The sequence below is a fragment of the Cyclobacterium sp. SYSU L10401 genome (genome assembly GCF_010993705.1).
Taxonomy (GTDB): Bacteria; Bacteroidota; Bacteroidia; order Cytophagales; family Cyclobacteriaceae; genus Cyclobacterium.
On the sequence record NZ_WOFO01000003.1, the window covers coordinates 55,289 to 72,421 of the forward strand.

Here is a 17,133-nt window from a genome sequence, read left to right on the forward strand (position 1 = left end):
GCATGTCATGCCCAAAGTACCTGCCTGAATTTCTGATTTTACTGCTTATCCTTAGCATGGCCTGTCAGACTCAGGAAGAAGAGATCAAAAGACCCAATATCCTCATTGCAATAGCAGATGACTTATCCTATCCGCACATGGGGGCTTATGGTACAGATTGGATCAATACCCCTGGTTTTGACAGGGTGGCCAGTGAAGGCTTATTATTCACCAGAGCCTATACTCCCAATGCCAAATGCTCCCCTTCCCGGTCGATTATCCTTACGGGAAGGAATTCCTGGCAGCTGGAAGAGGCAGCCAATCATGTGCCTTTTTTCCCCTCTAAATTCTTGTCCCATGTAGAAGTTTTGGGGGAAAACGGGTATTTTACCGGTTTTACAGGCAAAGGGTGGGCTCCTGGTAATCCCGGAGAGAGAAATGGAGAACCACGTCTCCTTACCGGCCCCAGGTACAGTGAGCTGCTCACCGAACCGCCTACTGAGAAGATTAGCCGGGTGGATTATGCCGGCAATTTCCAAAAATTTTTGGATGAGAAACCTGAAGAGGAGCCTTTTTACTTTTGGTACGGATCCACAGAGCCCCACAGGGCCTATGCTTATGGGTCTGGTGTGGCCCTTGGAGGGAAGTCCTTGGATATGATTGATCAGGTTCCAGCCTTCTGGCCTGATAACGATTCGGTAAGGAATGATTTATTGGATTACGCCTTTGAAACGGAATATTTTGACCGGCACCTGGTAGACATGTTGGCCGAGTTGGAAAAAAGGGGGGAGTTGGACAATACGCTGGTAATTGTGACCGCAGATAATGGGATGCCCTTTCCCCGGGTAAAAGGGCAGGCTTACGAGCTTTCCAATCATTTGCCGCTGGCCATCATGTGGGGCAAGGGCATTCAGAATCCCGGCAGGGTAATCGATGATTTTGTCAACTTCACTGATTTTTCTCCTACATTTTTGGAACTGGCGGAAATTCATCCGGACAGTGCAGGTATGGCCCCCATGGCTGGCAAAAGCCTGCTTCCCATATTTAGTTCAGAGGAATCAGGAAAAACCGATCCTTCCAGAAACAGGGTTTTGATCGGAAAAGAGCGCCATGATATCGGCAGGCCTGATGACCAGGGCTATCCCATCAGGGGAATAGTCACAGAGGAATACACCTATATTCAAAATTTTGAACCCAACCGCTGGCCGGCAGGAAATCCGGAAACCGGCTATCTCAATACGGACGGCGGGGCCACAAAAACGGTCATCCTCAACCAAAGAAGGGTAGAAGGAGAGGAGCATTTCTGGAACCTGTCTTTTGGAAAAAGGGCAGCAGAAGAATTGTACGACCGGCAGAAGGACCCATTGTGCCTGAATAACCTGGCGTTGCACCCGGAGTACCAAAACATAAAAGAAAACCTGGCTGAGCAAATGGTGAATCAATTGAAAGAACAGGATGACCCCCGTATGTTTGGCAATGGAGAGATATTTGATAATTACGAGTATGCCCAGGAAAGCCAAAGGGATTTTTATACCAGATTCATGCAAGGGGAGTCATTCAATACCGGCTGGGTCAACGATTCGGACTTTGAAAAAGACTTTCAAGAATGAAACAGCTAATTCTATTCTTATTGATTTTACTGGTTGACCAGGCCTATTCTGCTGCATGGGCCCAGGACACCAGACCCAATATCATCATGATCATAGCGGATGATATTGGCTATGAGGACCTGGGTGCAACAGGAAATACGCAGGTCAAATCGCCCAATATTGACAGGATGGCAAAAGAGGGGTTGATGTTTTCCAATTTTTATTTGACGACGAGCTCTTGCAGTCCCAGCCGCTGCAGCATCATCTCCGGCCGGTATCCCCACAACACTGGCGCAGCCGAATTGCATACGCCTTTGCCGGAATCCATCCTTACTTTTCCCGAATTGTTGCAGGAAGCCGGATACTTCACCGGCCAGTCTGGGAAATGGCACATGGGCCCTGCTCCAAGGAAAGGTTTTGATGTCATTTATGACAGTGGTAAGGAAATCGGTGATGGAGGAGAAGCCCAATGGGTGCCCTTGTTGCAGGAAAGACCAAAGGACAAACCTTTTTTTCTATGGTTGGCCTCGTTGGATGCGCACCGTCCCTGGGGACCCAACGATTTTTCAGGTTCTCATGAGGAAGCGCTGGTCGATGTCCCCTTACATTTGGTAAACGCCGAAGCCACCAGGAAGGATTTGGCCCAATATTATGATGAAATTGCCCGTTTTGATGATTATATCGGAAAGGTGGAAGCAGAATTGAAAATGCAGGGGGTATTGGAACAAACAGTTATTGTCGTATTGTCGGATAATGGCAGGCCTTTTCCCCGAAGCAAGACCCGGCTCATCGATTCAGGTATTAAATCACCACTTATCATCAAGTGGCCTGCAGGAATACACAATGAGGGAAAGGTTTCAGAAAGTCTGGTCAGCAGCATTGATTTGGCGCCTACTTTTCTGGATATGGCTGGAGTAGCTATGAGGGATAATTTTCAAGGTAAAAGTTTTTTACCCTTGCTGCAAAATCCGGGATTGCCTTTTAGGAAATATGTTTTTGCCGAGCATAATTGGCACGATCACGAAGCCCATGCCCGCATGGTCAGAAGCAGGGACTACCTGTACATACAAAACAACCGACCCCATCACAGTAATCCCGGGCCAGCAGATTCCAATGCCAGCGAATCTTTTTCCGATTTGAAAGCCCAGCGGGAAGAAGGGAAGCTCAATCCGGTTCAGGCGGATGTTTTTGCCTCTCCCAGGCCTCATGAGGAGTTATACCTACTTCGGAAAGATCCCGGGCAATGGTTAAATGTGGCTGCTGTAGCGGAAGGCGAATTGGCACTGGATCATTTGAGAAAGGTTCTGGCTCAATGGGCTGAGGAAACGGATGATACGGTTCCCCAGGACCTCACCGGAGACTGGTATGATAAGGAGACCGGAAAACCTCTGGATATAGAAAGGAGCAGGGGCACCATGCCTGGTGGGCCAGGGGCTTTAATAACGACGGAAAAGGGACCATTCTGATTTGACGGAGAAATATGGTGTTGACTTTCAATATAATGAAGTTTAAAAGTTGTCATTTGGTAGTCGTATTGATCACAGGCCTGCACCTGCTCGCTTGCCAACCCGATACCAGGGAGGTACCTGAAAGGCCCCTGGATCCCTGGGCTTTCCGGTCAGTTCTGGACAGAAAACCCCGGATGCTCAGCCTTGCACTGGATTCGGCCTGCTATGCAGCCTATGATCTGGCAAAAGGGCAGCTGTATAAAGTATGGAAAGGCGGGATTTTGATGGAAGGAACGGTCTTTACCAATAAAAAAAACATACAGCCCGGTAGCTGGGGAGAAGCCTATTATAAGGAAGGAGACTTGCCTGGAAAATGGGTGGTTTCAAAAAATGGACAGGAAATCCCGTTCGAACTGCAATACAAAGGATATTTACTTGATGACAAAAGGATTACCCTCAATTATGATTTTATCCTTGAGGATGGAAGCCGGATTGCTTTGCAGGAAAGTCCAGAATTCACCCGGGATGGCGCAGGAAATCCCGGATTCGAAAGATATTTTAAATTCAGGGACAAACCTAAAGCGCTGACTTTTGAGCTGCAAAGCGAAAACGGACAGGTCAGGCATACCATCAGTGATGACCACACCCTAACGGATTTTTTTCAACCATTACCGCAACAACAGCCACCAGCGGTGGGGGATAGCTATGATCATTTGGGAATATTGTGGATGGAAAACAGTGATTGCTATACCTGCCATGAGGAGCACAATGCCATGGTGGGGCCATCTTTTGAGCAAATAGCTACCCAATATCCAAAGGAGGGTGCCAGCTATGCCTATCTTACCCAAAAAATAAAAGAAGGAGGCGTAGGAGTATGGGGAGAAACGCCCATGAATGCGCATCCGGAATTGGCAGAAAAGGAGATAAAAACCATATTGGATTATATATTTACCTTCAAGCCAAAGGAAACAAATGATAATCAGGTTGCCCGGATCCAACGAAATAATAGCTCCATTGGGGAGGATGTAAAACTCAATCCGGGCCATGGAGCGGCTTTGGAGGGCGTTCACCCCAGTTATGACCTTACCATTTTGCACGATGAAGATTTTCAGCCCAGGGTGGGAGGACTGGCCTTTCTGCCGGATGGCCGCCTATTGGTCAGTACCTGGGATTCGATTGGAGGAGTTTATCTGCTGGATGGGGTTTTGGAGGATGATCCATCGGCGGTATCCGTCAAGCGTGTAGCCGAAGGTCTGGCAGAACCATTGGGACTGGAGGTGGTGGACGGGGAGATATTTGTCTTACAAAAACATGAATTGACCCAATTGATTGACCATGATGGTGATGAAATCATAGATGAGTACCGGGTGGTTTGCGATGCCTGGGGGGTGACAGATGACTTTCATGAATTTGCATTCGGTTTGCTGCACAAGGACGACCATTTTTACATTACCTTATCCATGGCCATGCGGTTAATGGCTAATGAAAGGCAATTGCCTGACAGGGGCAGGACCTTGAAGATCAGCAGGGACGGGAGTTATGAGTCCCTGGATTATGGCTTGAGGACACCCAATGGGATCGGTCTGGGCATGGATGGAGAAATTTTCACAACAGATAATCAGGGTCAATGGTTGCCGGCCAATAAGTTGGTACATGTACAAAAAGGTGCCTATAACGGCATGGCATGGGGGCTTTCAGAAAAGCAGGAAAAAGATCCGCCTGAAATGGTGCCACCTGCCATCTGGCTTCCTGATAAAGAAATCGGAAACTCGCCTTCTGAACCAATATTGATGCAAGATGGCCCCTATAAAGGACAGCTCCTGCACGGTGATGTGACCAATGGGGGTATCAAGCGAGATTTTCTGGAAAAAATTAATGGGCAATACCAGGGAGCCGTGTTCCGTTTTTCTCAGGGTTTTACTGCCGGGGTGAATCGCCTGGTTTGGGGACCGGATGGGGCTTTATATGTTGGAGAAGTGGGAATGGTTGGAGGCTGGAGCTGGAAAGAAAACCAGTTTGGCCTTGAGAAAATCAAATATAATGGCCAAAGTACTTTTGAAATGCTAGCCATCAGGGCAATGCCCGGTGGTTTTGAGATTGAATTTACAATACCGGTAGCAGCAGACCAACTCCCGGATGAGCCCATACATATAGAACAGTGGCGGTACGAGCCCACCGCTTCCTATGGGGGACCAAAAATTGATCTGGAACAATTGGTTCCCGCAAAAATGGAGTGGTCCTCAGATGGCAAAAAACTATACCTGGAGATTCCCGGCCTAAAGCAAGATCATGTCATTTATTTTAAACTTTCCGAAGCTTTAGAAAGCAGGGAAGGAAAGCCCTTCTGGTCTTCGGAAGCCTGGTATACCCTTAACCAAATACCCAATAAACCATGAAATCAAAAAACAACAATGGATGGAGCAGACGTACCTTTTTAACCCGGTCTGGAACCGCCCTGGCGGTTGGGGGTCTGGGTATTCCCTCCATAAGTTTGGGAACAACTTATTCTAATGATTCAATGAAGAAAAAGATCCAAGTAAGCCATACCGATTCTAATTTTGAAAGAGAACCCTTGTACCCCTACCGGTTTAAGGGTAGCGCCATCACCGAAGCCTGGCAGACCGTCGCATTGATGCGGTCTGAGAGTGGGATAGAGAAGATTGGCCTAGGTACTCAGGGAACTTTATGGTCTGATAAAGCTGTATTTCAGGCGCATTCCACCACCGGAGGGAATGCTTTGATGTATGCCATCACCGAAAGGGCATTGCAGCTCATCAAAGGCAATAGTTTTGTTGACCCCGTAACCTTGCTGGACGATATTTTTCCTGAAGTTTATGCTTATGGTAAAAAAATAACCGGTAACCCCGGACTGAAAAAGACTTTTGCATTAAATGCTTTGGTACCGGTGGATAACGCTGCCTGGTTACTTTATGGAGCAGAAAATGGAATGAAAAATTTTGATGAGATGATTCCCGATGCCTACAAGCCTGGGTTGTCTCACCAACATGACAAGGTAGCCAGTATCCCTTCCTTCAGTGTGGGTGCAGCCATCAAAGACATTCAAGCTGCTGCAGATCAGGGACATTTTATCATGAAATTGAAGACAGGTGCGGCAGGAACCCAGAAAGAAATGCTTGCCAAGGACATAGAATTTCTGACTGCTGTTCACAAAACCCTGGGTCACCTTGAAACCCCCTATACCAAAAACGGGAAAATCCCCTATTATTTTGATGTAAACGAGCGCTACGAAAAAAAGGAAACGCTGGAAAGGTTTTTGGACCATGCCAGGAAAATTGGTGCCTTTGAACAAATAGCGGTAATTGAAGAACCCTTTGGAGAGGATAACCACAGCTATGTAGGGGATCTTGGGGTACGCATTGCTGCGGATGAGAGTGCACATACCGTGGAGGATGCCTTGCAGAGAATTGAACAGGGCTATTCGGCCATTGCCGTAAAAGCCATTGCCAAAACCATGAGCATGACCATGAAAATAGCTCAGGCAGCCTATGAAAAGCAAATTCCATGTTTCTGTGCAGACCTTACTGTAAATCCCATTTTAGTGGATTGGAATAAAAATGTCGCAGCCCGGCTGGCTCCTTTTCCTGACATGAACCTGGGATTACAGGAAACCAATGGTCATCAATATTATAAAAACTGGGATAAAATGTTAGGTTATCATCCCATGTCCAATGAATCCTGGGTACAAACCAAAGAGGGAGTTTATCCTACAGGTCCTGAATTCTATGCCAAAAGCGGTGGGATTTTGGCTGAAAGTCCCCATTATGAGGGTATGTTTGAGATGTGATCGGGTTTTCATGCTAAAATTCCGGCTCAAATAAGATTTTAGAATAAAGCCATCAACTTCTGGTTGATGGCTTATTTTATCACATAACAAATATTTTTTATCATATAAATTGGATTTGAAAAAATTATACGAAAAAAGTGGAACAATTTATTTTTAATTCCTTTTTCTTGTTTTACATTTGAAAAAATGTATTTTAAATATATAAAACTGTATGTCAAACTTCTTCCTTTTTCCAGGCCTTTTTTCAGTATGCCATCCTGGAACGGTTGATTCATTTAAGTTTGTATTACTAAAGATAAATGGTTTAAGGTGAAAATATTATTGGTAGATGATGATCCCATTGTTATTTTGTTGCAAAAGAAACTGATGGAAAAAGCGGGAATAGGCCCTGAGGTGAGCTCATTCAATAATGGTGAGGATCTTTTAGGTTTTCTCGCAGATAATGCCAAACAGGAAGAGGATTATCTCATGTTTCTGGACATCAATATGCCTGGTTTGTCAGGTTGGGATGTATTGGATACGCTGGAAGCCATGAAATTTAATCAAAACGTGGACGTGATCATCATTACTTCCTCCATAGAACCTGCGGATAAACGTAAAGCTAAAACTTATAAAAGAATCGTAGACTTTTGGGTAAAACCTTTCAGTATACAGGATTTTATTCAACTCAAGGAAAAATTTAAATTGTAAATGAATTTTCGTTTTTCCCGAGAGAGGTATAGGTTTTATTATTCAACAATTTAATTATTTTTGTTGCTTCACTGAAAAATTTCTACCCATGAAGCGACAAACCCAAATTATCCTTTCCAACTTATTTTTTATTTTCTTTTCTTTTGGGCAACCACTGGTTGCTCAGGAGAAATTTCCCACTGTTGATGGATATAAGGGCATATGGTTTACCCTGGGGCAATTTTCAACCTATGGGGATAAGTATTCAGGGGGCCTGGGTACTTACACGGCAAAGCACATTCCCCTTGCCATTCATTCTCCGGAAGTCAATCGGACTTTTTTCGTATATGGAGGCACCCGGGCCGAAAATGAAAAATACCTGCTGTGCATGATAGGCATGTTTGATCATGAGACAGGAATGGTGAGCAAACCCGTGATCGTGCATGATAAGCTTGGGGTGGATGACCCTCATGATAATCCCAGTTTGTCCATAGATGAAGCGGGCTATATCTGGGTTTTTGTGAGTGGCCGAGGGAGAAGGAGAATGGGTTTTAAGTACAAAAGCAAGGAACCATACAGTATCGATGCCTTTGATCAGATTTCAGAAGAAGAAATGACCTATCCCCAGCCCAAATATGTAGCGGGTAGGGGTTTTCTTAATTTATTTACCAAATATACCGGTATTCGGGAATTGTATTTTGAGACAAGTGGGGATGGATTGAGCTGGTCTTCCGATCAAAAATTGGTAGCCATAAAAAGAAATGGGGATAAGAATAGCGGTCATTACCAAATTAGTGGTCAGACTGGCAATAAAATTGGGTTCTTCTGCAACTGGCATCCCAATGGTAATGTAGATTTAAGAACCAATTTGTATTATTTTCAAACGACTGATTTTGGAGAGACATGGACAGATGTAGCAGGGAATAAAGTGGAAATTCCAGTAGTAAATTTAACTTCATCGGGCCTGGTAAGGGAATACTTTAGCCAAAAAAGGAATGTTTATTTAAAGGACGTAAATTTCGATGCTGATGGGAACCCCATTGCCTTATATGTGGAAGGGATAGGGCATGAGCCTGGCCCGGAAAATGGCAGCAGGAAGTGGCATGTGGTCCATTGGAATGGTTCAGCGTGGGAAGATCATGTGATTACCGAATCCGATCAAAATTACGACATGGGAAGCCTTTGGGTTTCTGGAGATAATTGGATGGTGATAGGTCCCACCAATAACAGCCCGCAGGAATGGGGAGGAGGCGGAGAGGTAGAAATGTGGCAAAGCAGTGATGGAGGGAAAAATTGGGATAAATCCAAAAGTGTGACCAGGGGAAGTGATCGCAACCACAATTATATCAGAAGGGTTATTAACGGTCAGGATCCGTTTTACTACTTCTGGGCAGATGGTAATCCGAATGAGTTCAGTAAAAGCCAGCTTTATTTTGGCAGCAGTACAGGAAAAGTATGGGAGCTTCCCTACGAAATGGATCAGGAGCAGGTAAAACCCAAAAGGTGGCGGACCGGTTGGTTCAGCAGCTGGTTTTTGAGGTAAAGCAACAAGTGTTTTTAGTCGCTTCTTTTCCAAATTAGTTTTTCATCATGGAACTGATTTTTAGCCTGACCGGGTTATTTTAGAAAGGAGATTTAAAATGCATATCCGGATTCGTTTGAGAATGGCTGTCCTGTTGAAATTGTTTCACTTGTTGGTCTTTCTTTTGGTGGCTGCCCTGGGGTTTGGTCAGCGCATTTCCGGAGAGGCTACATTACGGATAGATGACAATTGGAATGAGCGGATATATGCCATAGATCAACTCGAATTTTTTGAAGATTCCAGTAATAGCCTGATGTTTGAGGACATCATTAAAGCCCCTTTTCAGCAAAATTTTAAAATCAATGCCAATTTCAGCAAAAACGATTTCAATACCGCCTATACCTATTGGGTAAAACTTTCTATTGCCAATACCCCTGATAGTGATAAAAAATGGTTGTTGGAGTTTTATGATCAAAGCATTGATAAAATCGAAGCCTATTTTCCGGATGAAGACGGGGTTTACCAGCGCCGTTTTATGGGGGACAATTTTCCTTTCAGCAATCGGCTTTTCAACCATAAAAACTTCCAACTTGAAATCCCCAACGACCAGGACAGAATTGAGAATTTCTATTTTAAAATTAATTCAAGCCAGAAGGCCGATATCCGCATAGCCGTCCGCTCACTAGATCGGTTTATTCATTATGCCTTAAGTGAATATTTTCTATTTGGACTGTTTTACGGAATGATCCTGATCATAGCCTTTTATAATTTTCTGATTTTTTTGGCGGTGAGGGAAATGAAATATATTTATTACATATTATATATTTTGAGTGTGGGTTTGTATGCCATGAGTTTGGACGGCATCGGTTTTCAATATTTCTGGCCCCAGTTGCCGGAATTAAATTTTATTGTTAATGGAGTATTTAGTTTTTTCATCATATTCTGGGCTGTCCTGTTTACCATTCGATTTTTGAATACCCGAAGGAGAGCGAAGAAATTTCACTATTTGCTTTGGTTTTCCCTGTTTTTTAAGTCCTTGATATTTTTAACAGGCTTGTTGTTTGACAAATCTTATTTTGAAATTTCCTACTATGACTTGCTTCCCTTCTTACTGATTTTTTCGTCTGGGATTTACTTGCTGCTTAAAAACTTTCAGGCTGCCCGTTTTTTTGTTATGGCATATGGGGTTTTGTTTACAGGGGTTTTCATCAAGGTTTTAGCCAGTTATGCCATTATTCCACACCATACCATTATTTATTACAGCCTGCACTTTGCATTTCTGATCGAAATGGTCCTGTTGTCTTTTGCCCTGGGAGACCGGATCCGGATCATGAAGGAAATTCGGGACAAAGCACTGAGACGTTCTTTGTCCCAATACAAGGAAAATATTGCCCTGAAGGAAAGGGTCAACCTGGAATTGGAGACAAAAGTAAGGTGCAGGACAACAGAATTGGAGGAAAAAAACCGCTTGTTGGAACAATATAACCAACAATTACAGGAAAAGGATGAGGAGATCAAAAGAATCAATAACCTGTTGGATAAAGACAATTGGAAGTTGAAAAGCTCCATTCGTGATTCCTACAAGGCCCGGATATCACAACAATCCCTCTCAAGGGAAGAATTTGCCAATATTTTCCCTGACCAATCAGCCTGCTACCGATACCTGGAAGACCTGAAGTGGGGAAGGGGATTTTCCTGCAGACAATGTGGAAAATCTAAGTTTGGGAAGGGACCCAAATGGTTTTCGCGAAGATGCTCACATTGTGGTCATATTGATTCGGTAACGGCAGGTACCATTTTTCACGGTATAAAGTTTCCCCTGGAAAAGGCTTTTTATATCCTTTATGCCTCATTCATGGTTAAGGAAAAGATAACACTGGATGAATTATCAGCAAGCCTGAATTTAAGTCGCAATACCATTTGGGCCTTTCGGAAGAAGGTAAATCAAAAGGTATTGGCTGCGGGGGATGGGCAGCCCAGTTGGGAAGAAATGATTCTCCTGTATCCTTTGCCGAGCTGATTTTGACCATCGGAATTCTGGAGTAAGCCTGTGATAAAATTTTCCATTCCCAGGAAGATATAGGGGTGATAAATACCTTGGATAAAAAAAATTAAGATATCGGTTTAAAGCATATTCAGGCATAAATTGGTGTTATTGATCTGTGAATTACCCTACCGAATAACCGTAACAATCAGTCACTATTTCCAACATTTTTTAACCTGCATCAGTTGTTTTTCTGACTTTAGACTACCTTTTCAGTATAAACAATCTTAAACCAAATTGTTTACTACTTAAATATTAAATACTACCTAATTTAACTTATTTATGAGAATTCCTTTTACTTTCGACAAGGGATATTTTAAGCCCAAAATCCCGAGCAGATGGGGCTGGTTCCCGGGCTTTTTTGTTCTGATGATAGGCCTCGCCTGTTCCAACGCCATGGCCCAACAGCTTACTGTATCTGGAAATGTTACAGATCCTACAGGAGAATCAGTTCCGGGAGTTAATATTCTGGAGAAAAATACCAGCAATGGTACCGTCTCAGATATGGACGGCAATTATGAATTATCAGTAGCTTCATCGGATGCGATCCTGGTTTTTTCCTTTATTGGCTTTGAAACCCAGGAAGTGGAGGTAAATGGCCGAAGCCAGATTGATGTTGTTTTTACCGAAGACTCTCAAAACCTGGAGGAGGTAGTGGTAGTTGGTTATGGTACCCAGCGGGAAAAGGACCTGACCTCTGCCATTTCGACCATCAAATCTGATGACATTATCAAAACTCCCAACTCGCAAGCCATGCAAGCCCTTCAGGGCCGGGTGGCCGGAGTACAGATTGTGAGTAATGGGGCACCAGGAGCATCTCCCACGGTGCGGGTAAGAGGCGTAGGCTCATTTGAAGGTGGTGCGGCTCCGCTTTATGTAGTAGACGGCATGTTTTTTGAAAATATTGATTTCCTTAATCCTAATGACATAGAAACCATTTCTGTTTTGAAAGACGCCTCTGCCTCAGCCATTTATGGCGTAAGGGCGGCCAACGGCGTAGTAGTGATCGAAACCAAATCCGGTAGCTATAATCAGGAGCCGGAAATCGTATACGATGGATACTATGGCATTCAAAACCCACAAAATATTTTAAAAATGGCCAATACCCAACAGTTTGTGGGGTATATCAATGAAACCGGTTCTACTCCGGATATGGCATTCGTACAAAATGCCATCCAGCGCTACGGCAGAAGCCGGATTGATCCCAGCCTGCCGGACGTAAATACAGACTGGTATGCAGAAATGATGCAGCCAGCAACCATTCAAAACCATACCCTTTCTTTTAATGGAGGGAGTGACCGAACCCGGTATTCCGTTGGAGGCAGCTATTTTGATCAGCAGGGTTTGATGAAGGATACCCGAAACAGCTACAAGCGGATGAACTTCAGGGTCAAATTGGATTCAGACCTGAGGGATTGGATCAGTGTGGGAGGTAATTTGAATATCAGCACCGGAGAGCAGTACAATGGGGACAATGGGGCCTGGTTCCGCTCCTACTTTGCAGTACCGATTATTCCGGTAAACGATGAGCAAAATACGGATGCCCAACCTTACCAACTTTCCAATGCCCAGCAAATTGGTTACAGGGGCAATCAAAACCCGTTTTATAGCCTTTTGTATTCGGATAATAAAAATAAAATAGCCAAAATTCTGGGTAACTTTTATGCGGAGTTGGAGATCATACCCAACAACCTGACCTTTAAAACTTCCTATAATTACAACCTGGAAAGTGTGACCAGCAGAAACGTAGGCTTTGCCTATAATGACGGGATCACTGAGAGGCAATCTTCCATCAACAGAAGAACATTTAATCGTTTTGATCAGATCTGGGATAATTTCCTTACTTACCAAAACAACTTTGATCGGCATAATCTCACGGTTGTTTTGGGGCAATCCTACCGAAGTGAAACCAATGAATCCCTTTTTGCCAGGGGCGAAAATATCAACCCCAATCCGGACAGAGAGGAAGAACAATTCTGGTACCTGAATAACTCGACCGATTTTGACCTGAATGGTATCGGAGATGGCGGTTCACGTTTGTTTTTTCAGTCCTACTTTTCCCGTGTGGCCTACAATTATGATGACCGTTACCTATTATACGGAACGTTCAGAAGGGACGGAAACAATAAATTCCAAAACAAATGGGGTAATTTTGCCACTATTGGGGCAGGATGGGTGCTTACAGAAGAAGCATTCTTTAATGTGGATGCGATTAATTTCCTGAAAATTCGCGGTTCATGGGGTGAATTGGGTAATGATGGCATCAGTCCATCCGTAGGCGCACCGGTATTGGTAGAAACCAATGCAGCCATTGATGGGGTGCTGGTGATTGGTCGTCGCCTGGATCCGACCTTTGATTTGATTGAGCAATGGGAAACCACTGTGGAGCGGAATTTTGGATTGAATGCCCGCCTGTTCAGGGAAAGACTTTCTCTTGAAGCAGATTACTTCATCCGGGATACCCGAAACCTGGCGGTAAGCATCATACCTCCGGTAATCCGTGCTAGCGAAAGGCGAAGTGTAGGGGAAATCCGCAACCAGGGATTGGAAGTGTCTGCCAACTGGGAGGACAACCTGTCCACCAATTTTTCCTATTATGTTGGAGGTAATTTTGGTACCCTGGAGAATACAGTTTTAGGGCTGGGCGGGGCAGAAGGTCTGGATGCAGGCTCGGCCGAATTCAGACAGCGGTCCATTATTGGACAGCCCTACCAGGCTTTCTTTGGCTATGAAACAGATGGCGTCTTTCAATCTCAGGAACAAATCAATTCTTACGGTTACAGCCAGGACTTTATCAATGACAACAACCTGCAACCCGGAGACCTGATATTCAGGGATCAGAATGAAGACGGTATCATTAATGATCAGGATCGGGTAGTGCTGGGTTCGTTTTTACCCAGCCTGACCTATGGTTTCAATGCTGGGTTTAGGTATAGAAACCTGGACTTTTCTGCACTGTTTCAAGGTCAGTCCGGCTATAAAATACTGAACAGAAAACGGGGAGAAATCATATTCACCAATGATACCAATTTGGATGCAGAACTTGCCGATAATCTCTGGAGGGAAGAAGGCACATCCAACCGGTACCCTTCTGCAGCAGGCTTGAGGAAAGGCTGGAACCAAAATCTCAGCAATTATTTTGTAGAGGACGGTTCGTATTTCCGGATTCAAAATGTGAGGCTTTCCTATACCCTTTCAGACCGGGAGATTTTTGGATCAAAAATGCCCGAAACCAGGTTCACCCTTACGGCTGAACGACCACTTACGATGTTTAATTATAATGGTTTTAATCCTGAAGTGGCCAATGGCATCGACCGCCAGGTATATCCTATCCCGGCCATTTATACCGTTGGGTTAAACATTAAACTTTAAAATAAGACAAACATGAATACCTATAAATATATTTCCGTTTTGTTTTTGGCCATTTCAGCCATCCTAATGGGACTGTCTTGTACAGAAGTGCTGGATGAGCCTTTGGAGAATGAATTCATTGCCGAGGATACCGACTATTCTCAATCTGAAAACATGGTTTTGCTGCTTTATGGCGCTTATGCTGAATTGTATAGTTTGCAATGGGAGACCTTCCCGCTGATAAGTGTGAGGGGCGATGATGTGAATGCTGCGGGTGATCAGTTTCCATTGACCGAGACAGATGAATTTCGCTATGACAGGAATTTCTGGATGTACAATTCTACCTGGCTCAACCTGTATTCTGATCTCTTGTACTGGCATGGAGCCATGGAGGAAATAGAGAAATACCAGGAAGCAGGAGCCAGCGAAGCCAATGCCAGACAATACATCGCAGAAATAAAGGTCATGAGAGCATTTGAATTGATGTACCTGGCCAGATTATGGGGATCAGTACTTATTCCCAATGCTTCGGAGCCCAGCCATTTGTTTAATGTGGAATTGTCTGACTATGAAACAGTGATGCAGCATATTTCCATGGAAATGGATGCAGCCATCCCCGACCTGCCGAGCGTGCATCCCAATCAAAGATCTGACGTAAAGGGAGGGGTGACAAGGTACTCGGCTTTGGCTATCAAAGCCAGGTCCAATATGGAGCTAAACAATCACACAGCTGTGGTGGCCGCTACAGATGAAATCATTGAAAGTGGTTTGTTTGCCCTGGAGTCCGATTTTTACCAGCTATTTAAAATCCCAGGCAAGCTGAATGATGAAAATTTGCTGGAGTTGCAATATTCCGATTTTGGTCAGGCCAGCGGAACGCGCACCCGCTATCTCTGGGATTTTTTCGGTCCTGCCAGTTGGACTCCCACCGTTTCGGGAGCAGGAGGAGGTTGGGGCTTTTTTGAACCATCTCAAAAATATGTGAAGTTCATGTTGGATAGGAATGAGGAGGAACGACTGACTACCTCGGTGCTGTTTACCCCTGATGGTATAGCTGAAATCCAATCCGATGCCGCCTACCAGAATTTACCGGATTGGGTATCCAACGTCAGTCCCGACGGAGATGTTTTTAACAACCACCCACGGTATAACTTCCTTAGCGGGAAGCACTACCTGCCATCTACCCAATTGACACCGGGTAGGTTTACCTACGGGGAAAATAAAAACTTTACTTGTATCCGGTATGCCGAAGTATTGCTTTTACATGCGGAGGCCCTGGTCAACGGAGCCAGTAGCCAGGTCTTATCAGCAGAGGAAGCTGTAAACCAGGTGAGGGCAAGGGCTGGATTGAATAACCTTAGCACGGTGGACCTGGATGCGGTATTGGATGAGAAATATGCCGAATTTGCCATGGAATGGGGAATTAGGTATTTTGACCTGATCAGGTATGACCGTACTTCAGAGTTGAATTATGGTGGAAGGACCTTTAGTGAAGGAGATCGGTATCTCCCTTACCCGCTCGAACAGCAGGATATTTTACCCCAAATCCGGGAGGCAGCAAATGAAGAATGAATTGAAACATAAAACATATTCCAACATGACACATAAATGGATCAGCCTGGTGGTGGTATTGGCTCTTGGACTCACTGCCTGTACCGATGGCTATATTGATGATATTGAGTTTGTTGAACCGGGAGCAGATAATGAATCCCCGGAAATTACCGTAAATTATCCTACCGACGGTACCCAGATACGGGTTACAGAGGAGGTTACCTCCATAGAAATCGACCTTGAAGTCGAAGACGATATAGAAATTGAGTCCGTGGTGGTGGAATTGGATGGACAGGAAATCGCCCGGTTTGAGGATTTCAAAGATTACCGGAGGTTTTTGAATACCTTTAGTTATGACAACCTGACCAATGGAGAGCATCAGCTGGAAGTCATTGCCCGGGATCTTTCGGGGAAGGAGACCACAACTGCTGTGGTATTTGAAAAAATAGAACCCTATCAACCCATCTATGAAAATGAAGTGTTTTATCTGCCATTTGATGGGGACTATACGGAATTGGTACGCATCCAGAATGCCAATGTATCCGGTTCGCCGGGTTTTACGAGCGGTATTTCGGGCAGGGCTTATTCCGGCAGTCCGGATGCCTACCTTACTTATGAGGCAGAAAACCTTCAAACGGAGGAATTTAGTGCGGTTTTTTGGTACAAATTGGATGGTACACCAGACCGGGCCGGGCTGTTGGTGATGGGGCCTCCCGATGAGGCCAATCCAACAGCCATGAATAACAGGACTTCCGGATTCAGACTTTTCAGGGAAAATGCCGGAGGGATGCAGCGGTTTAAACTGAATGTGGGCAATGGTTCCGGGGAAAACTGGTTTGACGGGGGGGCAGCAGCCGATATTGATCCGGCGATAGATGCCTGGAATCACATCGCCTTTACCATCGCCTCAGAGGAGTGTACGGTTTATATCAATGGTGAAGTGGTCAGTCAGGGCAGCTTTCCGGGAATCGACTGGTCTGGATGTGATATACTTTCGGTGGCCTCTGGTGCCCCCCGCTTTGCCGGATGGGGCCATTTGTCCACCTCAAGTGAGATGGATGAGTTAAGAATTTTTGACCGGGCCATCAGCCAATCAGAAATTCAATCCTTAATGATGGAAGAAGCCAACTGAAGCAAATAGCCCATTTAATAATCAGCAGAAGGGATTCCTTCTG

The 17,133-nt window shown here is 44.7% G+C and carries 10 protein-coding genes; all 10 read left to right on the plus strand.

Features of this window, described 5'->3' with window-relative positions; translation table 11 throughout:
- The first annotated feature begins 2 nt into the window (after window positions 1-2).
- Window positions 3-1,589 carry a sulfatase gene (locus tag GL182_RS08255; protein ID WP_163379198.1) on the plus strand — a complete coding sequence of 529 codons (1,587 nt, stop codon included), beginning with the start codon at window positions 3-5 and terminating at the stop codon, window positions 1,587-1,589.
- Window positions 1,586-3,034 (plus strand): sulfatase, encoded by a 1,449-nt coding sequence (locus tag GL182_RS08260; RefSeq protein WP_163379199.1) that lies wholly within the window; start codon window positions 1,586-1,588, stop codon window positions 3,032-3,034. Before GL182_RS08255 ends, GL182_RS08260 begins: the two co-directional genes overlap by 4 nt.
- Window positions 3,035-3,069: 35 nt before the next feature.
- Window positions 3,070-5,412 (plus strand): cytochrome C, encoded by a 2,343-nt coding sequence (locus tag GL182_RS08265; RefSeq protein WP_240469743.1) that lies wholly within the window; start codon window positions 3,070-3,072, stop codon window positions 5,410-5,412.
- The gene (locus GL182_RS08270) at window positions 5,409-6,821 is read left to right on the plus strand and encodes a mandelate racemase/muconate lactonizing enzyme family protein (protein WP_163379201.1); all 1,413 of its coding nucleotides are present in this window, start codon (window positions 5,409-5,411) and stop codon (window positions 6,819-6,821) included. The genes GL182_RS08265 and GL182_RS08270 overlap by 4 nt, the downstream gene beginning before the upstream one ends.
- Before the next feature lie 309 nt (window positions 6,822-7,130).
- Window positions 7,131-7,511: a response regulator gene (locus GL182_RS08275; protein ID WP_163379202.1), complete on the plus strand. Its 381-nt coding sequence runs from the start codon at window positions 7,131-7,133 to the stop codon at window positions 7,509-7,511.
- A gap of 88 nt (window positions 7,512-7,599) precedes the next feature.
- A complete protein-coding gene (locus tag GL182_RS08280) occupies window positions 7,600-9,033 on the plus strand; it encodes a BNR-4 repeat-containing protein (RefSeq protein WP_163379203.1) in 1,434 nt (477 codons plus the stop codon).
- Window positions 9,034-9,130: 97 nt separating this feature from the next.
- Complete coding sequence (locus tag GL182_RS08285) at window positions 9,131-11,032, plus strand: 7TM diverse intracellular signaling domain-containing protein (protein ID WP_163379204.1); 1,902 nt, start codon at window positions 9,131-9,133, stop codon at window positions 11,030-11,032.
- Between the two features lie 306 nt (window positions 11,033-11,338).
- Window positions 11,339-14,428: a SusC/RagA family TonB-linked outer membrane protein gene (locus GL182_RS08290; protein WP_163379205.1), complete on the plus strand. Its 3,090-nt coding sequence runs from the start codon at window positions 11,339-11,341 to the stop codon at window positions 14,426-14,428.
- 12 nt (window positions 14,429-14,440) lie between these two features.
- Window positions 14,441-15,979 carry a RagB/SusD family nutrient uptake outer membrane protein gene (locus tag GL182_RS08295; RefSeq protein ID WP_163379206.1) on the plus strand — a complete coding sequence of 513 codons (1,539 nt, stop codon included), beginning with the start codon at window positions 14,441-14,443 and terminating at the stop codon, window positions 15,977-15,979.
- Window positions 15,980-16,004: 25 nt separating this feature from the next.
- A complete protein-coding gene (locus GL182_RS08300) occupies window positions 16,005-17,090 on the plus strand; it encodes a LamG-like jellyroll fold domain-containing protein (RefSeq protein ID WP_163379207.1) in 1,086 nt (361 codons plus the stop codon).
- The last annotated feature ends 43 nt before the right edge of the window (window positions 17,091-17,133 follow it).